Genomic DNA, 23,609 nt, shown 5'->3' on the forward strand with positions numbered 1-23,609 from the left:
GGCACGTCCTCTCGTCCAGGCGGGCGGCCCTCTCCTCCACGGAGGGGCGACCTCCAACCCGGCCTCGCGGTCCGCCTGCCTTCAACCCGTGCGGGCCACGTGCTTCACGCTCCGCTTCGCAGTCCCACCGGAAATCTCCCGTCTGCCCAAGGCCCGGTTCCGGTGACAGTGCGTCTTTGTTGATACACCTTAAGCGGGCTGGGCTGGTTTGACAGGAATTGATAAGGCCCTAGAATGCAACAGGCGTTGTCAATGATTTCGAGGCTCACACCCCACCTGTGAAGTCTTCCTCCAAGGTGGACGGGGGGTTGGGGGTGAATGAAGGCACCCTCAGCCCCCCGCTCCATGTTTTGGATGCGGTGGGAGTGTTCAGCCCGGTGCGGCGTGCTGCACGGGCGTCGAGCCATCCACGCGCTTGCCGACGCGAGCGCGCCGGCTCTTTCCCAGCACGTGCGCCAGGTAGCGGCCGGTGTGGCTGCCCTGAACCTTGGAGACGCTCTCCGGGGTGCCCACGGCGAGCACCTGGCCGCCGCCCGCGCCACCCTCGGGGCCCATGTCGATGAGCCAGTCCGCGCTCTTGATGACATCCAGGTTGTGCTCGATGACGAGCACGCTGTTGCCTGCGGCCACCAGCCGGTTGAGCACGGACAGCAGCTTGCGGATGTCCTCGAAGTGCAGGCCGGTGGTGGGCTCGTCGAGGATGTAGAGCGTGCGGCCGGTGGCCACGCGCGCCAGCTCTCGCGCCAGCTTGATGCGCTGGGCCTCGCCACCGGACAGGGTGGGGGAGGGCTGGCCCAGGCGGATGTAGCCCAGGCCCACGTCGCCCAGCGTCTGGAGCACGCGCATGAGGTCCTTGTGCGCGGAGAAGTGCTCCATGGCCTCGCGCACGCTCATGTCGAGCGTCTCCGCGATGTTCTTCCCCTTGTAGCGCACGCGCAGCGTCGCCTCGTTGAAGCGCTTGCCGGCGCACACCTCGCACGGCACGTACACGTCCGCCAGGAAGTGCATCTCCACCAGCTTGACGCCGTCGCCCTCGCACGACTCGCAACGGCCGCCCTTGACGTTGAAGCTGAAGCGGCCCGGGCCGTAGCCGAACGTGCGCGCCTCCGGCGTCATCGCGAACACTTCACGGATGGCGTCGAACAGCTTGGTGTACGTGGCGGGGTTGCTGCGCGGGGTGCGGCCAATGGGCCGCTGGTCGATGTCGATGACCTTGTCCAGGTGCTCGAAGCCCAGCACGGCCTTGTGCTTCCCGGGAGACTCGCGGCTGTCGTACAGGTGCTTGGCGAGCGCGGGGTAGAGAATCTCGTTGATGAGCGTGGACTTGCCCGCGCCGGACACGCCGGTGACGGCGGTGAAGATGCCCAGCGGAATCACCGCGTCCACGTCGCGCAGGTTGTTCTCCTTCGCCCCTTGAATCACCAGCTGGTGTTTGGGATTGGGCGCGCGGCGCTGCTCGGGGATTTCAATCTCCAGCCGCCCGGACAGGTAGCCGCCGGTGGTGCTGTTCTCGTCCGCCATCACCTGCTTCGGCGTGCCCTGGGACACCACCTGTCCCCCCAGCTCGCCGGCGCCCGGGCCGAAGTCCACCAGCCAGTCCGCCTCCTCCATCGTCTCCTCGTCGTGCTCCACGACGATGACGGAGTTGCCCAAATCCCGCAGGCGCTTGAGCGTCGTCAGGAGCTTGCCGTTGTCGCGCTGGTGCAGGCCGATGGAGGGCTCGTCCAGGATGTAGATGACGCCCGTCAGCTCGCTGCCCATCTGCGACGCCAGCCGGATGCGCTGGCTCTCGCCGCCCGACAGCGTGGACGCGGTGCGGTCCAACATCAGATATCCCAGGCCCACGTCGACCAGGAAGGACAGGCGGCTGCGAATCTCCTTCAGGAGCTCCGTGGCGATCTTCCGCTCCTGCGCCGTCAACCCCAGCTCGCCCAGGAACCCGAGCGCGTCGGAGATGGTCAGCCGGCTCAGGGCGACAATCGAGTGCCCGTGCACCTTCACCGCGCGGCTCTCCGGCCGCAGGCGCTCGCCCTTGCAGGAGGGGCAGGGCTTGTTGCTGAAGTACTTCTGCAGCTCGGTGCGCCGGGCCTCGGACGTGGTCGTCTTGAAGTTGCGCATCAAGCGCTCGACGAGCCCCTCCCACTCCATCTTGTACTGGCCGTTCTCGCCCCACTCGACGGTGAAGCTCTTGCCCTTGCCGCCGTTCATCAGCGTGTCGCGCTCGCGCTTGGACAGCTTCCCGTAGGGCACGTCCAAATCAATCTTGAACGCCTTCGCCAGGCTCTCCACGAAGTCCGCCGTCCAGCCCTCGCCGCGATTCATGCCGCTGGCCCAGGGTTCAATGGCGCCGTCGCGGATGCTGCGCGACGGGTCCGGGACGATGAGGTCCGGGTCCATCTCCGGCCGGGTGCCCAGGCCGTTGCAGTCCGTGCACATGCCCAGCGGGTTGTTGAAGGAGAACGACGCGGGCGTCAGGTCTCCAAAGGAGATGCCGCAGGCGGGGCACGCGTTCAGCTCGCTCATCACCCGGTCCGACGTGGACGCGCCCGCCTCGTCGGTGATGATGAGGGTGCCCTTGCCCTCGCGCAGCGCCGTCTCCACCGAGTCGGTGAGCCGCGTCTTGATGTCCGGCTTGAGCACCAGCCGGTCAATGACGAGCTCGATGTCGTGCTTGGACTTCTTGTCCAGCTCGACGCGCTCCTCCAGGCTCTTGAGCTTCCCGTCGATGCGGGCGCGAGCGAAGCCGCGCTTCTGCGCCTCGGTGAGCAGGTCCTTGTGCTCGCCCTTGCGGTTGGTGACCAGCGGCGCCAGCACCTGCACCTTGCTGCCCGCGGGCATCTTCAGGATTTCGTCGACGATCTGCTGCGCGCTCTGCTTGCCCACCTTGCGGCCGCAGTTGGGGCAGTGCTGCACGCCGATGGAGGCGTAGAGCACGCGCAGGTAGTCGTGCACTTCCGTGACGGTGCCCACCGTCGAGCGCGGGTTGTTGCTCGCCGCCTTCTGCTCGATGGAGATGGTGGGCGACAGGCCCCGGATGGTGTCGTACTTGGGCTTCTCCATCTGCCCGAGGAACTGGCGGGCATAGGCGGAGAGGCTCTCGACGTAGCGTCGCTGACCTTCCGCGTAGAGCGTGTCGAAGGCGAGCGAGCTCTTGCCGGACCCTGAGACTCCCGTGAAGACGACGAGCTTCTTCTTCGGGATGTCCAGGGAGACGTTCTTGAGGTTGTGCTCCTTGGCGCCTCGGAGGGAAATGACGTCGGGCTCGGACATGATGGGCGGGCGATTTACCACTGAATAGGTGTTCCGGTAGTGGGAAAACTCGTGACGGTGGGTGGATGGTCGTCAACGCGCGGCGTTGCGCCGCCACTCCCACCCGAGGCCGGCCTCCAGGCGTGCGGCCCGAGACCACTGGAGGATGGCGGGGGAATCCGATAGAGGGGGCGCCCTCCATGACACCCCGCTGGGTCCTCCCCGTGCGCTTCCGCGGCACGCCGCTGCTCGTCTTCTCGAGCGTGCTGTTCGCGGTGATGGCGCTGTGTACCCGCCTGCTCTCCGGCCGCCTGTCTCCAGGCCAGGTGGCGTCCGGCCGCTTCCTCATCGGCCTGCTCTTCCTGGCCATCTACTATCCGGTGATGGGCCGCGGGCCCCGCTTCGGTCGCCTGCCGCTGTGGTGCTTGCGAGGCATCTTCGGCGGCGCGGCCGTCTATCTGTACTTCGTCGCCATCGACCGGATGACGGTGGGCCCCGCGGTGCTGCTCAACGCGTGCTGGCCCATCTACGCGGCCATCATCGGCTGGGCCTTCTTGAAGGAGCGGGTGACGGGACCCCTGCTCGCGGGACTGGTGCTCACGACGGTGGGCGCGGGGCTCGTCATGTGGAGCACGATGGACGGTGGCGTGTCGCTGACCCTGGGCCTGGGCGCATGGGCGGGCATGGGCTCCGCGGTGCTGGGCGGCGCGGCGGTCGTCGTGGTGCGCGCGCTGCGCCACGAGACGGACGCGGCCACCGTCTTCCTCTCCTTCTGTCTGTTCGGCCTGCTGTTCAGCCTGCCCTTCGCGCTGCACGACTGGAGGCCGCTCGGCTGGGATGTCGCCCTTCCTCTTCTGGGCGTGGGTTTGACCTCCGTGGTGGCGCAGATGACCTTCACGTATGCGTTTGGCTACGTCACCGCGGTGGCCGGCGGCGTCGCCACGCAGTTGACGCCCGTCTTCTCCTGGGTGCTGGGCGCGGTGCTGCTGGGCGAGGCCGTCTCGCCGCTGGCCGTGACGGGCGCCCTGGTGTGCATGGTGGGCGTTCTCTGGGGCACGGGAATGCTGGACCGCTGGCGCTCCGCGCCGGCCCGCACCGCGACCTGAGCCCCCGGATGGGTGGCGGTTTCTCCTGACTGTTACCCGCCGTTCCTGAAGGAATTCCAGTCCCACCCGCTCCGTGGGAAATGTTGTTCCCACGTCGGGGAAGGCCCTTTCCCAGGCAGGCCCACGGCTTGCCACGTTGGCCGGTGGACTTCGGACCCCTCTTTGGTCCGGGCACTCGGGTTGCAAAGCGCCCCCTCCGCCGGAATCGCGGGGTGCGAGGCCGCGCGGGATCCGGGCTTGGGGAGTCGTGGGGAGGCAGGCATGCGACGTGTGTTTTGGGTGGCGTGGGTGGCGGCGGCGTTGGTCTTTGGGATGGGCTGTGAGCGCCCGTCCTCGCAGCGAGCGAAGAGCGCCTTCGTGGTGCGCCCCGAGACCATCGACTTTGGCCCCGCGGCGCTGGGTCGCACCAAGAGCTTCAAGCTGAAGGTGACCAACGCTGGCCGCGCGTCGTACCGCGTGGAAGGCGCCGTCTCCAGCATCCCCAATGTGTCCGTGCCTCCGTTCGAGCCGTTCACCCTGGGCGCGGGGGCGGAGCGCGAAATCGAGGTTCACTTCAAGCCGGACGTCGAAGGCTCCGTGCAGGGCTCGCTGGAGCTCCTCACGGATGCGGACTCGCAGGGCGAGGTGCCGGTGTCCGGGCGGGGCGTGAAGGCCTTCCTGGAGGTGCCCGACACGGAGCTGGACTTCGGCAACGTGTCCATGGGCTTCGTGGAGATGCGGCAGGTGACGGTGCGCAACACGTCGGACGTGGACACGGCGCTGGGCCTGTCCGTCCAGGGCGCGGACGCGGACCAGTTCACCGCGGAGCGCGGCGAGCCGGAGATGCTGGCGCCCGGTGAACAGCGCGTGCTGTCGGTGGCCTTCGCGCCTCGGCGACTGGGCTTCGCGACGGCGGAGTTGCGTGTCGTGGTGTGCGAGGGCTGTGAGCCGGCCGTGGTGCCGCTCAAGGGCATGGGCGTGGCCTCCAAGCTGGAGGTGACGCCGCTGCGCCTGGACTTCGGGCGCGTGGCGCTGGGGGCCAGCGCGGAGCAGTCCATCACCGTGCGCAACCAGGGCACGGAGCCCCTGCGCTGGTCGGGCGTCGACCTTCAGGCCAATCCCGGCGGGGTCTACCGCGTGGTCAGCGAGCCGGTGCTCAGCGGTGGCATCCTGCCCCCGAGCGCCAGCGTGGAGGTGCGCGTGGCCTTCACGCCCGTGGTGCTGGGGCGCGCGGGTGAGGGCCGGGTGGAGGTGGGGGTGCGGGAGCAGGGATCCTCCGCGCCGGGCCCCAAGGTGTCGCTGACAGGCGAGGGTGGCACGTCCTGCGTGGCGGTGCTGCCGCGCAAGGTGGACTTCGGCGTGGTGGCGGAGGGGATGACGGCGACGCGCGCGGTGGAGGTCGTCAACCGCTGCCGCGACAGCGTGCTCGTCAACAACCTGCGGCTGGACACGGCGCAGGGGGGCTACTTCACCCTGGCGCAGGCGCCGGCCAGCGTGACGGTGCCCTCGGGGCAGTCGGCCTTCGTGGGCGTGACGTTCAGCCCTCGCGTGGGCGCGGCGGGTGCCAGCGAGGGACAGCTCGCCGTCACGGTGCGGGCGGGGAGCACGACGTCGACGGAGGCGGTGGAGCTGAAGGGTGAGGGCCGCGCGTTCAAGCCGTGCCAGTACGCGCTGCCGCAGCAGCTGCGCTTCGGCAAGGTGCCGGTGGGCGCGGAGGTGGCGTTGGGCGTGTCGCTGCGCAACACCGGCGCGGAGGCGTGCTACCTGGCCTCCATGCAACTGGTGGCGGGCTCGGACCCGTCCTTCGTCGCCGCGGCGGTGCCCAATGGCGTGCTCCAGCCCGGCCAGAAGGCCACGCTCGTCGTGCGCTTCAAGCCGGAGGCCGAGGGTGCCTTCGAGGGGCTCGCGGAGGCGTGGGTGAACCACCCGTCGCTGGGACACCCGCTGGTGACGCTGGTGGGCGAGGGCGTGAAGGGCTGCTTCGCGGTGCAGCCCACCACGGTGGACTTCGGCATCACCAAGCTGTCCTGCGGCCCGCGCACGCGGGAGCTGCTGGCCATCAACGAGTGCATTGGCCCGGTGAAGGTCGCGGGCATGGAGTTGGAGCAGACGGGCAGCGAGTTCGAGGTGGCGTCGGCCAACCCCTTCCCGGCGACGATTGCCCCGGGCGCGCGGGTGAAGCTGACGGCGCGCTACACGCCGACGGACGACGGGGATGACGCGGCGGCGCTGCGCTTCCGGCTGGAGGATGGGGGCGAGTACACGGCGGGCCTGGTGGGCCGGGGCGTGACGAAGGCGGAGCAGACGGACCGCTTCTTCCAGGAGTCGAAGGCGAAGGTGGACGTCCTCTTCGTGGTGGATAACTCGGGCTCGATGATGGAGGAGCAGCAGAGCCTGGGGCAGAACTTCGCGGCCTTCCTGAGCGCGGCGAGCGCGGCGGCGGTGGACTACCGCATCGGTGTCACCACGACGGGGTTGGACCCATCTCCAGGTGGCTGGTCCGAGTGCCCCGGTGGCGCGCAGGGCGGAGAGAACGGGCGTCTGTTCCCGGTGGATGGCTCTCGGCCCCGCATCATCACCCCGGACACGCCGAACGCGGCGGGGGTCTTCGCCGCCAACACGCAGGTGGGTGTGTGTCATTGGAACGAGCAGGGCCTGGACGCGGCGCACCGTGCCCTGTCGGACCCGCTGCTCTACAACCTGGATGACGTCCGCACCCCGCTGGCCAACGACGGCAACGGCGGGTTCCTGCGCGAGGAGGCGAAGCTGGCCATCATCTTCCTCTCGGACGAGGAGGACTTCAGCTCGCAGCCGGTGTCCTTCTACGAGACGTACTTCCTGGCGCTGAAGGGCAACGACAAGTCCAAGCTCAGCATCAACGCGATTGTCGGCCCCATGGACCTGGCCACCTGCCCCACGTCGAGCAGCTCCGGCAGTCGCTACCTCCAGCTCGCGAGCGCGACGGGCGGCGTGGTGGAGAGCATCTGCACGCCGAACTGGGCCTCGTCGCTGGAGAAGCTCTCCAACAGCGCCTTCGGTCCCAACCGCAACTTCCCGCTGACCGAGGTGCCCGCCGACTCGACGCGCATCGTCGTCGAGGTGGACGGGGTGCAGGTCACCACGGGTTGGCACTACGACGCGCGCACCAACACCATCATCTTCGACCGTGACGCGGCCCCCGCGCCCGGCTCGTTGGTGGAGGTGACGTACCCGCTGGGCTGCAACTAGGGATTGCTCGCGAGGCAGTGACGGCGCCGCGCTTTACCTTCGGGTGGAGCGCGGCGTTTCGCATTCCCTCGCGGCGCGGGACGTCACGGTGGGAACTCGAGGGAAGCACGGACCGCGTCGTGGTCCGAGCCCCCGTTGCGCAGCACCTTGGCATCCGACAGCGTGATTCGCCGGCCGAGGATGTGGTCGATCTCCACGATGGCCGGAAGGACGGAGGCCGCGCCCGGCCAGGTGGAGCCACAGCTCTCGCCCGGCCCTTCACACGCGTGCTGGAAGTCCGCGGAAGCGAAGGCCTTCATCGCATCACCCGCGCGGCCTTCGTTCATGTCCCCGAGCAGCAGCAGGGGACCCTGCTCCTTCGAATAGCGCTTCATCAGGGCGTCGGCCTGCTTCTTTCGGAGCACCGCGTTCTTCGCCATGGACTCAACCAGGTCGTCGTCCTTGCGATGCGTGGCCCCCGGCGCCATCAGGTGCACACAGGAGACCTTCAAGGTCCGCCCCGCGAGGCGCACGTCCGCTTCCAGGGCCGGCATGCGGTGTGGCTCCTGGGAGAAGTGCTCCGTGCGAGTCATCGGATGGCGACTCGCGATGCCCACGCCCCAGGTCCCCTTCCGGGGGACGAGCCGGACATGGGGATACTCCTTCCCGAGCCGTTTCCGGAAGGCGCTGGCGAACCCTGGCGTCAGCTCGCGCAGACAGAGGATATCCGGCGCCTCCTTCTCGATGAGGTCCAGCGACTTCGCCACATCCTCTGGCGGCGCGGAGTAGAGGACGTTGTAGGTCATGACCGTCACCTTCCCCTGCGCGGGTGGAGGTGACGAAGGTGCGGAAGCTTCCAGGACGGACAGCACCAGGGACGCGGCGAGGCTGGGGGGCCACATATCCAGACCCCATAGCAAGACCTGGGCTCGGACAATCGCAGGCGGCGTGTGGCCCCAGGGAGACGCATTCGGGGGTGACTGTCTCCCCTGGGCCGCGGGCTGATGGCCTACACGGTGGTGTCATCGTTCCCATGTGCAGTGCCCCGGCTGCTGCTGGGGCTGTCGGGGTCCGCGCTGGGATCGGAGCGAACCTGTCCCGAGGGCGGGAAGAGGTTCGGGAACACCCGCTCGAAGACCGCCCGGATGATGGGCGGAAGCAGGGGACCCCCCATGGGGCGCGTACTGGTGGGGCTGTCGCCATCCGTGCTGGGGTCTCCACCCCGAGCGACGCGCGCGGAAGCGGCGAACGTCGAGCGACCCTTCAGGGCCTGGTGGAGCGGGGCGGACCCGTGCTGCCGGTCTCCGGTGGGCTGGGAAGATTTCGGGCGTGGCTGCGCGGCGAGACGCCGCAGCGCGACCGCCGCGTGACGCAAGGGAGGCAACATGAGGGAGCTCCTGACTTCTGAATTCAGGCTTGCTTCATTCTCCAGGAAACCAAGGGCAGAGTTGCCGATGAGTGCTCAAGGCCTGGAATGAGCTTGCTTCCAGAGGGCCACCTCGCGGGCCTGGGCCTGTTTGGCTTTGCCCGCGGAGGTGAAGGCCGCGAGGGCCTCGTCGACGAGCGCGAGCGCCTGGCCTCGTGATGACTTCGCGTCCCAGAGGGCCTGGGCCAGGGTGAACTGGAGCTCCGCCCTGCGCGTGGGGCTCCACCCCAGCGGCTGGATGATATCGAGCGCGCGCTGTGCGGCGACGCGGGCGCGCTCGGGCTGCTTCAACTCCAGCCAGGTGCGAGCCAGCTCGACGAGCGACGTGACGAGGCGGGGCTGACGCGGGCCACCATCCGCCTCCTTTCGCGCGAGCACCTCCTCCAACTCCGCCAGGGCTTCACGCGGCCGGCCCGTCTTGCGCAGCACGGCCGCGCGCTCCTCCCGCGTGCGCAACGTGGAGGAGTCCTTCGCCCCGAGCAGCCGCGCCTGGAGGGCCAGCGTCCGGTCATACCCCTTCAGCGCCGCGGCGAAGTGGCCCTGACGGTTCTCGAGCGAGGCCAGGGCCAGCAGGGACTGGGCGTACTCCGCATGCTCTTCGCCGAAGGCGTGGGCCGTCAGCGCCAGGGCCTTCTCGTGGTGCACCCGGGCTGAATCGAAGCGCTCGAGTTGCTCGTGCAGGCGGCCCAGGTCGTTGTGGAGGCGGATGGTGTCCAGGTGCGTTTCTCCGAGCGTGGCTTCGCGAAGCGCGAGGGCTTGCTCGTAGAAGGCGATCGCGGCCTCGGGGCCCTCCACCCATCGACGTGCGTCTCCCAGGAGGATGAGGGTGTTGGCGACCAGGGGGTGTCCTGCTCCCAGCTCGCGTCGCTGGATGGCGAGCGCCCGCTCGTAGAGCGAGACGGCATCGAGCGGGCTCCCCTGCCGCGTGCGCACGAGGGCGAGGTTGGTGAGGACCTTGGCCGTGTCGAGGTGCTCGGGCCCGAGGGTTCGCTCGCGCAAGGCGAGGGCGCGCTGGTAGTGCTCCAGGGACTGGGGGAGCTGGCCTTCGCCGAAGTACACCAGGCCCAGGTTGTTCTCCAGCCGGGCCGCGCTCTCGTCCGCCGAGCCCACGCGCTCCATCAGCGCCCGCGCCTGGGCGGCGTGCTCCAGCCCGCGCTTCATGTCCTCCAACTCGTAGCCGATGACGAAGACCAGGTCCGTGCTCGCACGCAGGGCCAGCACGTCATGACGTCCGGCGAGCGCGGCCCGCATGGCCTCGGTCCAGGAGCGCTCGGCCTCTTCGTTCCGGGCGAGCCGATGCTCCAGCCAGCCCGCGACATGGAGCACCTCCGCCTCCAGCGGGCGGTAGCCGAGCGCGCGGGCCTCCTCCAGCGCCGCGGTGGCCTCCGTTTTCCCCTGCGCGTAGCGCCCCGTCTCCAGCAGCACCTGGGCGCGCGACAGCCGCAGCCGCGCCTGCTCCATCCGGGCGCGCACGGCGGGGTCCTGGGGTTCGGGCGCGAGGGAGAGGATGGACTCCACGCGTGAGCAGTCGGAGACCGAGGGGAGGCGCAGGGAGGCCTCGGCGGCTTTCTGCACCAGGGCCGAATCGGCGCGCTCCAACGTGTCAGCGAGCACGTCAAGGGATTGGCGCCGGGATTCCAGGCAGGCCATGCGCAGCGCGAGCACGTTCTCCGGTTGCTCGTGGCGCACGTGGGTGGCCTCGCACGTCTCGGTGTAGCCCGCCTCCCAGGCCCGCGCGTAGTCGGAGAGGTGTCGGGATACCGCGTCCATGGTGGACCCCGCCAGGGAAGCACCGGTGGCGAGCATGGCGGCGCGCACCCTGGCCTCGCGGGGGGCGCTCCACACCGGAGCGAGGCGCGCGGCGGCACCGGTGCAGGGCGCGGGCTCGGCGCGCAGCCATGGCAGGAGGGCGAGGGCGGACACCCCGGCGACAGCGCACCCGGTGGCGAGCAGCCGCGCGCGCCGGCGGGCCGGGTCCTTCCCGAGGTCCTCCAGGAGCGCGGTCATGGAGGCGTAGCGGTCCGCGGGCTTGATGCCGAGGCCGCGCAGCACCACGCGACGCACCCAGGCGGGGACGTCCGTGTCGTGCGCGGGGGCCTGGAGGTGCTCGAAGTCAGGAGGCTGGCCCCTGGCGAAGGGGCGGATGCGGAAGAGGGCTTCGTACAAGGCGACGCAGAAGCTGAACTGGTCCCCCCGGGCATCCATGGGTTCGCCGCTCCATTGCTCGGGCGGCATGTAGGCCGGGGTTCCCACCAGGGAGCCCGTGCGCGTCAGGGGCGCGGCGTCGTCATCGGGCACGTTCGCGCGCGGAGGCGTGGCCAGGGCGGGGGTGGTGTCCTGGAGGCGCGCGAGTCCGAAGTCCGTCACACGCGCGCGGCCCTGGCCATCGACGAGCACGTTGTCGGGCTTGAAGTCGCGGTGGATGAGCTGCGCGGCATGCGCGGCCGCGAGCCCCTGGCCCGCCTGCTTGAACAGGTGCAGCACCTCTCGCCACGAGCGAGGGCTGGCCTTGAGCCACTGGCGCAGGGTGGGGCCCTCGACGAACTCCATGGCCATGAAGAGTCGGCCGTCCACGGTGCCCACGTCGAAGACGGTGATGACGTGGGGATGGGAGAGTCGGGCCACGGCCTGGGCCTCGCGGAGCAGGCGCTGCTCCAGCTCCCTGGCGCCGTCACCGTCGAGCGCGCGCACCAACTTGAGGGCGACCCTGCGGTCCAGCCGAGGGTCATACGCGCTCAGCACCACCCCCATGCCTCCGGCGCCCACGCGGTCCAGGACCACGTAGCGGCCCAACTGGGTGCCTCGCCCGGGCGAGGACGAGGGGGCGGCCGCCGGCTTGTCGGTGCCGGGTTTGGCTCCGGGCGCGTCCATCAGCGTGGTGCGCGCGGCGCCCCGAGCCGCCTCACCCACCAGCGCGAGGCACGCCGAGCAACGGTCCACGTGGGCCTCCACGGCCTGGGACTGGGACGGTTCCAGGGCCCGCTCGCAGTACGCCAGGAGGGTGTTTTCGTCGGGGCAGTCCATGGCCTCACTCAGCGCAGCAGGTGCCTCACGCTCAAGTCCAGTCCGCTCAGGAGCGTGCGGGCCAGACTTTCCAGCTCGGATGCGTCGACCTTCAGTCGTCGTCGCAGCTCCGCGTGGGTGCGCTCGGTGAGCGTGTCCCTGGCGGCCTTGAGCCATCGCGTCATGGTGGCGCGACTCACGCCATGCACCCGGCCAATGTCCTCCACGCCCACGTTCTCCACGAGGTGCAGCCGGAGGAAGGCGCGCTCGCGAAGCTCCATCGAAGCGAGCGCGGAGGCGATGGACGCTTCGATGTCCGCGTGGTGGCGGTGCTTCAGTGCGGCGAAGGAGGCGTCCTGGACAGGCAGCAGCGCTTCCTCCAGGGCGATGGGGCGGGCGGCGCGCTCACGCAGCTCCGTGAGCGCGAGCCGAAGGGCCACGGTGCGGACCCAGGTCTCCAGGGGGCCACGACCGTCGTATTCGGCAAGACGGGGTGGGGCATCCTCGCGGGCTAGCAGCAGGCGTTCGCGCAGCCGTTGCATGGCTTCGTCCACCACGTCGGGGACCATGTTCCTTCGAGCCAGGGCCTGGCGCGCGGCGGGGAGGAGGCGACGCTCGAAGAGCGCGAGCGCCGCCGGAAGGCCCCGTGCGCACGCGCAGGCGAGGTACAGGTCCTCCACGTGTCGGACCGGGTCCGTCCCGCCGCGTGCGCTCAGGTGCGCGAGGAAGACGCCGCGTTCGAGCACCACGCCGGGCCAGGCGGCGCGGGCCCTGAGGTACGCGTCCTCATCGGGGCGGGGTGGGTCCATGCGGTTGGGAGTGTACAACGCTGGCTCCTGTTCCAGCCCGAGGGCGCGCCGGGGCCGAGTGCTCGTACCGCGCCGAGTCATTCCCGCGGCGGGTGGATGGCGGTGGCGAAGCCTCCGGCGTGGTGCTCGGCGAGGAAGCGGGAGAGCTGGTCCGGAGTGAGTTCGCGGCAGGTGCTGGACGGGTCGTGGACGATGAAGTTGCCCTCGGGCGTCATGCCCGTCACGGCAATCCAGTGGCCTCCGGAGAAGGTGCCGGAGGCGTTGGGCGGCTGCTCGTTGGCGAGCATCACGCTGCTCTCACCGTTGACGGCGACGAGGTTGCCCGCTTCGAGCTGTTGCTGAATCCAGGCCGTATCGGAGCCGGCGTGGGTCTCCGATGTGAGTCCCTGGTTCGCGGCCATCTGCTCGATGCCGACGTAGCCGGTGCCTTCGGCGCCCATGCCGATGGAGTTGGCGAGCTGGTTGATGAAGGCGCCGTCGGACAGGCCCTCGCCGAGCCCGTAGCCCTTGAGAATCATCGCCATCGTCGTGGGGCCGCAGTTGGAGAAGCGGTTCCAGTCGTCCTCGGTGCCCTCGGAGGAGATCTGATTGATGTACGGCACGGGGTAGCGCTCACCCGGCGCGGAGGGGGTGGAGGGCGTTGAGCCCGGCGTTGGCGTGGCTCCCGGCGTCGGAGCGGAATCCTGGGTGGGGACGGACGGCGAGGGGCCGTCGGTGGGGGTGGGAGGGGCGGGAACCTGGAGCGTGCTGCCTGTGTGGATGAGGTCCGGGTTCTCCAGGCCGTTGAGCTCCACGATTTGTCGCGCGATGTCCTCGACGGGGCCCGGCACGCCTTGCTGCATCAGGCTCCACGAGATATCCCCCACGGTGTCGCCGGGTTGCACCTGCCAGTCGGTGGTCGGGGCCTCCGGCAAGCCGGGTGGAACACTGTTTCTCAGTGCCTCCGTCATCTGGGCACCCTGCTCACGAAGCGCATGCTGGAGGAGGAGGGCTTCAAGCTTCGCCATCTGCTCGTCCCGCCCGGGGTCGCCGAGCGCTTCGCGCAAGGCGTGCTGCCTGAGCGCGGCGCCGAGGTCCTCGAGCTTCTCGCCACGCCCCGCGTCGCGGAGCGACTCACGGAGCATCCGCGCTCGAAGTGCCTCGCCCAGCTCATCGAGCTTCTCGTTCCGCCGTGCCTGGTCGGCGGCCTCGCGGAGTTCGGTGCCGACGGCACGCCCGAGGTGCTTCAGCCCCTTCGTATCCTCGGCCCTGCGCGGGGAAGGCCCCGGGGCGTCGAAGGCATCCGTGCGTTGGCGCGGCGCCGTCCGTCCGGAGGCGGCTGTCCCGGAGGGACGAGACGTGTCGTGGGAAGGACTCCGCACGGGGCGCGCGGCAAGAGAGTGAAGGAGGGACCGGATGGTCATTTCGTTCTCCGCTGAGAGGGTTTGGAATGTTTGTCGATAAAGCGCGAATATTTGTTTCGTGCGCCGGTGAGGTTTCCTTCATCACCCCGTCGCGCTGGGAACGTCATTGAAGCCCAGTGAATTCATCGAGTTGGCGTGGATTTGAGAAATATTGAGGCACTAATTCCCCGGGTCCCGTCTTCCAGTTGGAGCGGTGTTTGAAACATTGGTTTTGTTTGTGATTGGGGTCCGGGGAAGGGATGGCCTCGTGGGGGGCACCCGCACTGAAGTGTGGGTTTTCTGTCAGCGGTCGGTCCCCTGGGGCACGGATGACTCGACAGGGTGGAGGAGCGGGTGCAGCCTTGCGGACGCGATGCCGGAGCCCCTCCTGGTTGCTGCCCTGGGTGACGTCCACGGTCGCTTCCACCGCGTGGAGACGTGGTTGGACGCGCTGGAGGAGTCTCGTGGGCGGCGTGTGGGAATGGTGCTCGCGGTGGGGGACGTGGAGGCGTTCCGCCGCGCGGATGACCACCGTCGCAAGGCCGCCAAGCGGATGATGCCCGCCGAGTTCGCCGAGTACGCGGACGGGGTGCGGCGCGTGAAGCGGCCGCTCTATTTCATCGGGGGCAACAACGAGGACTTCGATGCGCTGCACGACTTCCTGGACGGAGGCGAGCTGGCGCCGGGCGTGTCCTATCTGGGGCGTGCGGGCGTGCGGGAGCTATGCGGGCTTCGCGTGGCCTACCTCTCCGGCATCCATGCGCCGCGTTTCATCGACCAGCCGCTGAAGCGGCCCGTGACGCAGGACCTGATGAAGCAGGCGGGATACTTCCGCGCGGCGGAGGTCGAGCGCGTGATGTCCCTGCGAGACGTGGACCTGATGCTGGTGCACGAGTGGCCGCGCGGCATCGTCCAGCGCGCCCGCGAGGAGAATCCCTCGCCGCCCCGGCCCCTGCCTTCGTACTGGATTGGGAACGCGGTGACGCGGCGGGTGGTGGACACGGTGCAGCCGAAGTGGCTGTTGTGCGGTCACTCGCACAAGTCCTTCGCGGTGACGTTGGAGGGAGTGGGGCGGCCCGCCACGCGCATCGCCTGTCTGGACCAGGCCACCCGGCCGGAGGAGTCGGTCTTCTGGCTGGAGTACGACGGCTCGACGGTCCAGCGCGTCGGGTGGGGCACCACCGGGCAGGTGGCGTGGGAGGCAGGCCAACGCTGGGACATGTCCGCGCTGCCGCCTGCCCCCGTGGAGAGCGAGGCCACCGCCGACGACGCACCGGTCGGCGCGATGTAGCGCCGCTCAGGGTTGTCCTTCGCCCCAATGCGTGAGCGTCACCCGCGGGTCGGGTGTCACGAGCGGGCTGGGCGGAGGGGGCGGGGCTCCCGGGATGACCAGCCTGCGCCGCACGTTCGCATCGAGGAACCGGCGCGTGGCGCTCGCCGTCGTGGCCCAGCCCTGGGCGATGTCCGCCGCGGACCGCGCGGGCGCGAGGCCCGGGGCCAGCACGCTCGCCGCACCCACGCTGGTGAAGTCCAGGTGCCGCATCCCCGCGATGCGCAGCGTCCATCGCTCCGCGCCGCGCAGGGACTCCAGCAACTCGAAGTCGGGCACCACCTCCGCATCCCCCTCCTGGTAGATGTGGAGCAGCGGGACGCGATAGCGCTCGGGGTAGAAGTACGGCAGGCCCGTCAGCCAGTCCTTGCCCGCCTGGTTCGCGAGGCCGCCATCCAGGCTCACCAGGGCGGCGGCTTCGGGATGCGCGAGCACGAAGAGGAACGCGGCCCGAGCGCCCAGGCTGTGTCCCACCAGCGCCACGCGGGTGGAGTCGATGCGGCTGTCCGACTGGAGCTGGTGCAGCGCGCGTTCGAGCTCGTGCGCCTGGGCCCGGGCGGTGGCGAGCACGTCGAGGTCCGGTCCAGGCGGCGCGCGCCGAGTGGGTGAGGGCGTGGTCGCCACGACGTAGCCGTGGCTCGCCAGGTACTCGGCCAGCACGGCCTGATGCTGGGCGGAGTGGTAGCGGCCCTGGGCCACCAGCACGAGCGGGAAGCGGCCCGGCGCGGGCGGCGCGTCAGGTACCGCGGCCATGGGCGAGTCGAGCCAGGCGCTCGTGCTCTCCTCGGGAATGCCTCGGTCGACGAGGCCCTGCTCGTACCGCGTCACGGCCTCGTTCGCGAGGAGCGCGTCACCCGTGGCCTCGGGATGCTCCTCGGAGCTGGTGAGCCCCACGTAGTCGCGATAGTGCACGCGGCGCGTCGGGTCCCCACCTCGCGCGGGATACCAGAGGGTGAGCTGGAGCGTCGATGCGCCCGCCACGTCTGGAGGGAGGGTCCGCACGCGCAGCCCCACGTTCCAGGGCCCCGCTTCGAGCTGTCCCCACAGGGGCGGAGTCAGCACCACCGGCTGCGGAGGAACCAGCAGGTAGGTGGGCGCGAACCTGCTCGCGGACTGGCAGCCCGTCACGAGCAGCAGCGCGGCCAGGGCACCGAGCCATCGCGCGGTCCGGTGCCTGCGCGGTGGCGCCGCGCCGAGCCACGCCGCGTGGCTGGAGGCGCTCAGAAGACGCCCGAGATGCCAGCCATGCGCGCGCCGGCGACGGGCATCAACCGGGCGGCGGAAGAAGAGCGGCGAGAGGCGTTGGCTTCCACGGTGCCGGTGCGCCCGTGAAGCAGCAGGGGCACCGCGACGCCGAAGGCCGCGCCCAGCAGGGCCCCGGTGGCCACGTCGGTGAGGTAGTGCTTGTCGGCGCCCATGCGCAGCAAGCCCACGGAGGTCGCCAGCGGCAGCCCCACCGCCCAGATCCACGCCTGATGCTCGTAGCCTCGCAGCGCGGCCACCGTGCCGGCGGAGACCACCAGCGAGAAGGCGAGGTTGGTGTGTCCACTGTAGAACGACAGGTTGTTGTCGCTGGGCTGCTCGGTGAGGCCCTTCTGGTCCTCCGGCAGCACGTGGACGAAGGGGCGCTCGCGACCGACGAGGAACTTCACCGTCTGGTTGGCCAGCGTCGCCAGCATGGCGCTCTCCAGGATGATGGTCGCGTCCTGGGCGAAGAACCGGTCCGGGCTGTCCGACGCGCGTCCCATCGCGAACTGCAGGCCCATCACTCCGGCGGGCAGCACGCCGAAGCCCAGGATGTTGCTCCATGTTCCTGCCCGGTGGCGCGACGCCTCCGTGCTCCCCGCGAGCCCCCGGCCCCAACGGTCCACCCGGTTGAGGGTGTCCGTCCCATCCGGCGCCCGGTCACACCAGCGGCACGTCGCCGGCGCCAGGTCGCTCTTGAAGAACGCCTCGCTCGAAATCCAGAGCACCGCGGCCGAGCCGGTGATGACGCTGTCGCGAGCCCAGTCGAACCGCAGCTCATGCAGGCGGGGTGCATCCTCCGCCGCCTGGGCCAGGGCCGGAGTCGAGGGAGCGACCACGAGGAGGAGACCCAGCACGAGACTGGAAAAGGACGAGCGCACGGTTCGCAGCATAAGGGGCTTCGTCTCGTTTTCGAAGAACCGGATGCGGGGGCTGAAGGGGGCAGCCGTCGCTGGCGTGCCGCGATGGGTTTGACTACAAGCAGCCGACTTCCATTCGCATTCCGAGGCACCATCGTGAGTGATCACCCCGTCGATTTGACGGCCGAGACCTTCGAGCAGACGACTGGCAAGCCGGGTCTGGTCCTGGTGGATTTCTGGGCGGAGTGGTGCGGTCCCTGCCGCGCCTTCGCCCCCACCTATGCGTCCACCTCGGCGAAACATCCGGACGTCGTGTTCGGCAAGGTCGACACCGAGGCACAGCAGGAGCTGTCAGGCCGGTTCGAGATTCAGTCCATCCCCACGCTCATGGCGTTCAAGGACGGTGTCGTCGTCCACCGCTCCAGCGGCGCGATGTCGCCGGGGCGCCTGGACACGCTGGTCCGGTCCCTGAAGGCGCTGGACGCCGCCGTCGCCCGGCAGGCCGAGGAGAACAAGAAGCTCACCGAGCAGGGCATCGCTCCTCCCGGCGTTCATCCCGAAGCGGAATGGGATGACAACGACAGCGAGTGGGTCCACGGCGGCAAGGACGCCAAGGGTCGCAACCACGGGCCCTATCGGTATTGGCGCGCGGACGGCACGCTCTGCAACGAGTGCACCTTCGAGCAGGGCAAGCCGCACGGCCCCTTCAAGCGCTTCCATGAGAGCGGCGAGGTGTCCCAGGACGGCGAGTTCGTGAAGGGCGACCTTCACGGCCCCCGGACGTGGTTCGCCTCCGACAAGTTCACCACCGAGCGCATGCACGAGAACGGCGTCTCGGAGAAGGTGCGCAAGACGGTCATGACCTATGACCACGGCCGCGTCGTCGGCGTGAAGCACTACGACGGCGAGGACCGCCGTGTGGTGCCGTCGACGGGAGAGCCGTACCCGGACCGGCCCGCGGGCATTCCCGTGGAGGCGGAGCTGCGCGAGGACCTGAACCAGTGGTCCCATGTGAATCTGAACGCGGAGGGTGAGCGTCACGGCCTGGCGCGCTTCTGGACCCAGGACGGCGAGCTGCTCTGGGAGGGAGAGTTCGTCGACGGCAATCGCCATGGCGTGTACCGCTCGCTGGCGAAGGACGAGTACGCGGACCCTCGGGTGATGTTCGACGAGGGGCGGTTCGAGGGAGACGACGCCTGTGGCACCTGGACGCTGTTCGACCAGGACCGCAAGGTGGTGCTGACGCGGGACCTGGGTGTCGCTCAGGGCGAAGACGAGATGAAGGCCTCGCCGGTCTTCTCCAATCTGCCCCGGTCGGCGGCGGCGTGGCGTGAATACGCGGACACGTGCATCGCGGCGCGCAAGTACCGCGAGGCCCTCCTGGCGCTGGCCCGTGCGACCTCGAGCGACCAGCAGGTGGGGCCGCTGAAGGAGTGGGTGGAGCGCGTGACGCTGCCGCGCACGCCAGAGAACGCGCAGGCGACGGCGGGTCAGGTGCTGGAGAAGGCGTCGGACTCCTGGTCGCCCATGGCGGAGACGCTGGTCCATGGGGGTGACGTGGCCATGTTGCTGCGGGGCTACGCGGTGCTGCTGGACCAGACGGACCGGCCTCGGGCGGCGCTGGACTTCGTCAACGCGGCGCTGCTGTTCGAGCCGACGCGGACGGCGTTCCTGTTCACGCGCGGCCTCATCCTGCTGAACCTCGGGATGGACGAGCACGCGCTGGTGGATGCCGATGGGCTGGCGAAGTCGGAGCCCGGCACGGCGGACTTCCTGCGGGCCTATGCGCACTGCCTCTTCCCCCGGTTCGATTTCTGGCCGGCGAAGGAGACGCCGCACTCGACGTACAACGACCTGCCGGAGAAGCCCGCGCAGCAGCTGAAGGCCATCCAGCGGGTCGCCCAGAAGTACGCGACGCGGCTGCAGATGCTTCGCACGGAGCTGCTCAAGCGCTTCAAGCCGGGCGCGGCCATGCCCTGGATGCCGCCGGATGTGTCGGCGCTGCTTCCTGACGGGCCGGTGGAGCTGGCGGAGGACGAAGTGGAGATTGGCGAGGACTCGGTCGCCGTGGACGAGACGCTCGCCGTGGGGACGCTGGGGCTGCCGGACCTGGTGCGCACGGCTCGCGCGGAGTGGGCCGCGCTGACGTGGCTGCTGTGGGCCTGTGGTGAGACGCAGGTAGTGATGCCTCGGAAGCTGTCGCCGCCGAAGGACTTCGGCCACGCGGCGGGCATGGCCAGTCAGCGGTTGTGGCGCGCGAGGGATCGCCGCGTGACGGGAGGCCGGGGCGCGCAGGCGTCAGGGGCCGCCAGCTTCAAGTTCGAGGGTATCGACATCGACAATGTCCACCCCAACCTGGTGGGCATCGTCGAGCAGCAATACGGCGAGGTGCAGGCGATGTTCTACTGGATGGCCGACAGCGACAATGTGTCTCCCTGGCAGGACAACCTGAGGGGGAGCTGAGTCATGAACAGGACTCCTCGAAAGGTCGAAATCGCGGATCCGCTCTGGACCGCGCTGGAGACGATGAGCCGGGAGATGGGCGTGGACCGCGACGTCCTCGTCAATCAGGCCGTCTTCTCGCTCGCGCGACAGTTCGGGTTCATCCAGCCCACGCAGGTCAGCCTCGCGGAAGCGGTGGCTGCTCCGGCGGTGGTCGCAGTGGCGTCGCCCGCGCCGGTGGCGGCACCCGCGGTCGTTGTCGCCGTCGCCCCGCCCGAGCTGACGGTGGCGAAGGCCCCCGTCGAGACGAAGACGGAACCCAGTGACGCCACGCCGAGCGTCGAGGTCGCCGAGCGCGTTCGGGAGATTGTCCGCGAGGTCGAGCAGAAGGTGGAGCCGCGGCCGGCACCACCGGCTGTCGAGCTGGCGGATACGGAGGAGGACGAGTCCAAGACCGGGGAGCACGAAGGCTCACCGGATTCGGATGAGGCCTTGGCCAGTGACGCGGCGCCGGAGGAGAAGGCCGCCGTCGCGGAGGCTCCCGTCGATGTGGAGGCGCTGCGAGAGGCCGTCGGCGCGCGAGTCCGGGACCTCGTGCGGGATGTCGATCAATGGGTCGAGCCCGTGGAAGCGAAGCCGGAGGAGGACTCGGACGACGAGGACTCGGACGACGACGCTGACGGCGAGGAAACGGACGAGGAGGATTCGGACGAGGGCGCTGAAGACTCGGACGACGACGCTGATGACGAGGACTCGGATGACGAGGGCTCGGATGACGACGCCGATGAGGAGGACTCCGACGACACGGATTCGGGCAAGGACGCTGACGACTCGAATGAGGATGCCGAGGGAGACGAAGACGCGGACGAAGAGGACGAGGCCGCGAGTGGTCCCGCCCTGGCGGACGATGACTCCGCCGACCTGGTGACCCAGGCCAAGGACGAGCGGAAGACAGGCGCCGCCGTCAAGCCGGACAAGACCATCATCGTCCAGGCGCCGCCGGAGCTGAAGGTGCACGTCAAGCTCGACGAGGGCGAGCCCGTGCTCGTCGCGCGCGAGCGGTTCATCATCGGGCGTGGGCCGAGCGCCGACCTGATGGTGAAATCCGCGAGGGTGTCTCGCGAGCACGCGGTCATTCAGCGCGACGGCGATGAGGTCTTCATCGAGGACCTCAAGTCCTCGAATGGCACGTGGTTCGACAACACCCGCATCACCCGTCGGCAGGTGGCGGATGGTGAGGAGTACCTGCTGGGCGGTATCCGCATCACCTTCTCGCTGACCACCTGAGCCGCGAGGGAAGACTCTCTGCCTCCACCGTCTTTCCAGAGGGTGGAGGCAGCCGGGGCTTCAGCGGGACAGTGGTACCGAAGCCACCCAGAAGGTCTCCGGCAGAGGCACCGACGTGCCCTTGAGGAGTCGGTCGCGAAGACGCGCCTCCGTCACCCACACCATGCCCTCGTCCGACACGGTGAGGTTGACGGGCGACTCCAACTCCGAGGCGAGCACTTCCAGCGTCCTCGGGCCCTGTGTCTTCCCGAGGACCTCGACGCGGATGAGGCGTCCGTCGCCGCTCTGAATCGAGCCTTCGACGAGCAGCAGGCGGCCATCCGGTGCGAAGCGCATCCCATCTGGGTTCTCCAGACGGCGAGGCAGCTCCACCTCGGTGACTCGGGGCGGGGCGTCGGACGACGCTCCGGGGTGAATCAAGAACAGCCGCCCTGGCCCGTAGGTATTGACGGCGAGCGTGCGCCCATCCGCGGCGAGCGCGATCCCGGCGGGGCCGACCGCGCTCATGCCCGTGCCCTGCGCCTTGAAGCGCGGGTCTGTCACCCACGTCTCCAGGTGTTCACCACCGGGGCGCAGGTACAGCACGGAGGCACGGGCGCTGTCCGTGACATAGAGGCCGCCATCCGGCGCCACGGTGAGGTCATTTCCGAGCGCGCCTTCCGGCAGGTGGACGAGCTTGCGCAGCGCCCCCGTGCGAGCGTCGAGCGCGAAGATTCGAGCGTGACGTCGTCCACCCATGGTGCCCTTGGGGCGCAGCAAGCCCATGGCATCGGGAGACGTCCCCCACAGCAGGTTCCGAGGTGCATCCAGACGGAGGCTCGTCGCGGAGAACACCTGCTCCGAGCCGGGAAACAGCTCTGTCCATGCACCTCCGGGCGCGCGTCGGAGCACGCGGCCATCCGCCACGGAGCCGACATAAAGCGTCCCGTCCACGGCGTGGGCGATGCCGTTCGGAATGGTGAAATCGGGAGGGAGTGGCAACTGCTCGGTAACGCGGGGACGCGACTTCGCGCTCACGTCGGAGGCCGAGGAGGCGGGGGCGGGAGGTGACGCCGCCGGGGTGGAGGCGAGCAGCAGGGCGGTCAAGGCACCAGCGAGGGATGGCGAGCACATCCAGTGGACTCCCGAGGCAAGGAGAGGGGACTTCATCGAGCCGCGCAGTGCGGGTTCGTGAAGGGCGCACGAGGCCCGTGGGCCTCGCCGCGCTTCGTCACGGCATACCTGCGAGAGAGGACGGACTCGCGGGGACACGAGGGAAGTAACCCGGGAGTGGTGCCCCATCATCGGAAGTGGGCGCATTAGACTCGTGCGGAAGTCGCAACAATCGGAGGTCGGGCGTGGAGCGCTTGGAGTTGAGGGACCGACTGGAGGACATGCTGGGCTTCTCCGCCGTGGCGAAGGCACTGAGCTTCGCGGATGCGGCGAGGGAGCTGCGGGTGAGCGCCTCCACATTGAGCCGCCGTGTGGCGCGACTGGAGGCGGCCCTGGGGACCGCGCTGCTGCGTCGCACCACCCGTCATGTCTCGCTCACCGAGGCGGGCGCCCTGTACCTGGAGCGTTGCACGGATGTGCTCCATCGCGTCGAGGAGGCGGAAGCGCTCGTGTCCGGGCTCGGAGGCGACCCGAAGGGCAGGCTTCGAGTGGCGCTGCCCAACCTCTTCGGCCAGCTCCACGTCGCGCCGCTCATCGCGGACTTCATGCGTCGCTATCCGTGCATCGAGCTGGAGCTCACCTTCGAGGATCGTTACGTCGACCTCGTCGAGGAAGGGGTCGACGTCGCCATCCGGATTGGCGCGTTGCCGGACTCCAGCCTGGTGGCGCGTCGTCTGGCCACGGTGCGGCGTCTGCTGGTGGCGTCACCTCGCTATCTGCGGGGACGAAAGCCGCCCGCGCGGCCGCAGGACCTGTCGGCCCATCCCTGTCTCCAGTTCAGCCACTTCGCGGACGGAGAGACCTGGACGTTCTCGCGGGGGGCGGAGCGCGCCACGGTCCGCGTGCGGCCCGCGCTGAGGGCGGACAACGCCGAGGCGCTGAGGCTCGCCGCGTTGGGGGGCTGTGGTGTCTCGGCGCTGGCGACCTTCCTGGTGGGAGAGGACCTGCGCGCGGGTCGGCTCGTGCGGGTGTTGGAGGACTGGTCGATACCGGAGGTGGGGGTGTTCGCCGTCCACCCACCTGGGCGACTGGTGGCGTCGAAGGCGCGAGCGTTCGTCGCCTTCGTGGCGGAGCGGCTCGCTGGCGAGCCTTGGGACAGCCCGTAGCCGAGCGGCGCATCACGAGGCTCCGA

The 23,609-nt window shown here is 69.5% G+C and carries 15 protein-coding genes; 6 read left to right on the top strand and 9 right to left on the bottom strand.

Annotation, left to right across the window (positions count from 1 at the left end):
- Window positions 1-369 precede the first annotated feature (369 nt).
- Window positions 370-3,270 carry an excinuclease ABC subunit UvrA gene (gene uvrA / locus HUA74_RS13810; protein ID WP_174454916.1) on the bottom strand — a complete coding sequence of 967 codons (2,901 nt, stop codon included), beginning with the start codon at window positions 3,268-3,270 and terminating at the stop codon, window positions 370-372.
- 179 nt (window positions 3,271-3,449) lie between these two features.
- Here uvrA and HUA74_RS13815 point away from each other — a divergent pair, with 179 nt between their 5' ends.
- Complete coding sequence (locus tag HUA74_RS13815) at window positions 3,450-4,355, top strand: DMT family transporter (protein ID WP_174454917.1); 906 nt, start codon at window positions 3,450-3,452, stop codon at window positions 4,353-4,355.
- A gap of 261 nt (window positions 4,356-4,616) precedes the next feature.
- Complete coding sequence (locus HUA74_RS13820; RefSeq protein WP_174454918.1) at window positions 4,617-7,562, top strand: choice-of-anchor D domain-containing protein; 2,946 nt, start codon at window positions 4,617-4,619, stop codon at window positions 7,560-7,562.
- Between the two features lie 83 nt (window positions 7,563-7,645).
- Here HUA74_RS13820 and HUA74_RS13825 read toward each other — a convergent pair whose 3' ends face one another.
- The 5 genes from HUA74_RS13825 to HUA74_RS13845 all read right to left on the bottom strand — a co-directional run bounded on the left by HUA74_RS13825 (window position 7,646) and on the right by HUA74_RS13845 (window position 13,903).
- The gene (locus HUA74_RS13825) at window positions 7,646-8,443 is read right to left on the bottom strand and encodes an endonuclease/exonuclease/phosphatase family protein (protein WP_174454919.1); all 798 of its coding nucleotides are present in this window, start codon (window positions 8,441-8,443) and stop codon (window positions 7,646-7,648) included.
- A gap of 107 nt (window positions 8,444-8,550) precedes the next feature.
- Window positions 8,551-8,928, bottom strand: coding sequence for a hypothetical protein (locus HUA74_RS13830; protein ID WP_174454920.1), 378 nt, complete (start codon window positions 8,926-8,928; stop codon window positions 8,551-8,553).
- Between the two features lie 75 nt (window positions 8,929-9,003).
- Window positions 9,004-11,991 (bottom strand): serine/threonine-protein kinase, encoded by a 2,988-nt coding sequence (locus tag HUA74_RS13835; protein ID WP_174454921.1) that lies wholly within the window; start codon window positions 11,989-11,991, stop codon window positions 9,004-9,006.
- Between the two features lie 8 nt (window positions 11,992-11,999).
- Entirely contained in the window at window positions 12,000-12,797 is a 798-nt protein-coding gene (locus tag HUA74_RS13840) for a sigma-70 family RNA polymerase sigma factor (protein ID WP_174454922.1), read from the bottom strand.
- 59 nt (window positions 12,798-12,856) lie between these two features.
- Window positions 12,857-13,903 carry a C39 family peptidase gene (locus tag HUA74_RS13845; protein ID WP_174454923.1) on the bottom strand — a complete coding sequence of 349 codons (1,047 nt, stop codon included), beginning with the start codon at window positions 13,901-13,903 and terminating at the stop codon, window positions 12,857-12,859.
- Window positions 13,904-14,534: 631 nt separating this feature from the next.
- On the opposite strand from HUA74_RS13845, the gene HUA74_RS13850 reads away from it, so the two are divergent.
- Complete coding sequence (locus HUA74_RS13850; protein ID WP_174454924.1) at window positions 14,535-15,452, top strand: metallophosphoesterase; 918 nt, start codon at window positions 14,535-14,537, stop codon at window positions 15,450-15,452.
- A gap of 6 nt (window positions 15,453-15,458) precedes the next feature.
- Here the strand turns inward: HUA74_RS13850 and HUA74_RS13855 are convergent, their stop codons facing one another.
- Together HUA74_RS13855 and HUA74_RS13860 are read right to left on the bottom strand one after the other, a co-directional pair.
- The gene (locus HUA74_RS13855) at window positions 15,459-16,619 is read right to left on the bottom strand and encodes a hypothetical protein (RefSeq protein ID WP_174454925.1); all 1,161 of its coding nucleotides are present in this window, start codon (window positions 16,617-16,619) and stop codon (window positions 15,459-15,461) included.
- A gap of 92 nt (window positions 16,620-16,711) precedes the next feature.
- On the bottom strand, window positions 16,712-17,629 hold the full coding sequence (locus HUA74_RS13860; RefSeq protein WP_174454926.1) for a phosphatase PAP2 family protein: 918 nt from the start codon (window positions 17,627-17,629) through the stop codon (window positions 16,712-16,714).
- Window positions 17,630-17,752: 123 nt separating this feature from the next.
- Here HUA74_RS13860 and HUA74_RS13865 point away from each other — a divergent pair, with 123 nt between their 5' ends.
- Both HUA74_RS13865 and HUA74_RS13870 read left to right on the top strand, forming a co-directional pair.
- Entirely contained in the window at window positions 17,753-20,059 is a 2,307-nt protein-coding gene (locus HUA74_RS13865) for a thioredoxin domain-containing protein (RefSeq protein ID WP_174454927.1), read from the top strand.
- Window positions 20,060-20,062: 3 nt separating this feature from the next.
- Window positions 20,063-21,325: an FHA domain-containing protein gene (locus tag HUA74_RS13870; RefSeq protein ID WP_174454928.1), complete on the top strand. Its 1,263-nt coding sequence runs from the start codon at window positions 20,063-20,065 to the stop codon at window positions 21,323-21,325.
- A gap of 60 nt (window positions 21,326-21,385) precedes the next feature.
- Here the strand turns inward: HUA74_RS13870 and HUA74_RS13875 are convergent, their stop codons facing one another.
- Window positions 21,386-22,438 carry an SMP-30/gluconolactonase/LRE family protein gene (locus HUA74_RS13875; RefSeq protein ID WP_174454929.1) on the bottom strand — a complete coding sequence of 351 codons (1,053 nt, stop codon included), beginning with the start codon at window positions 22,436-22,438 and terminating at the stop codon, window positions 21,386-21,388.
- A gap of 224 nt (window positions 22,439-22,662) precedes the next feature.
- On the opposite strand from HUA74_RS13875, the gene HUA74_RS13880 reads away from it, so the two are divergent.
- Window positions 22,663-23,583, top strand: a complete 921-nt coding sequence (locus tag HUA74_RS13880; RefSeq protein WP_217443446.1) for a LysR family transcriptional regulator — start codon at window positions 22,663-22,665, stop codon at window positions 23,581-23,583.
- Window positions 23,584-23,609: the final 26 nt, after the last annotated feature.

Source organism: Myxococcus sp. CA051A (genome assembly GCF_013336705.1).
In the GTDB taxonomy this organism is placed as follows: Bacteria; Myxococcota; Myxococcia; order Myxococcales; family Myxococcaceae; genus Myxococcus; species Myxococcus llanfairpwllgwyngyllgogerychwyrndrobwllllantysiliogogogochensis.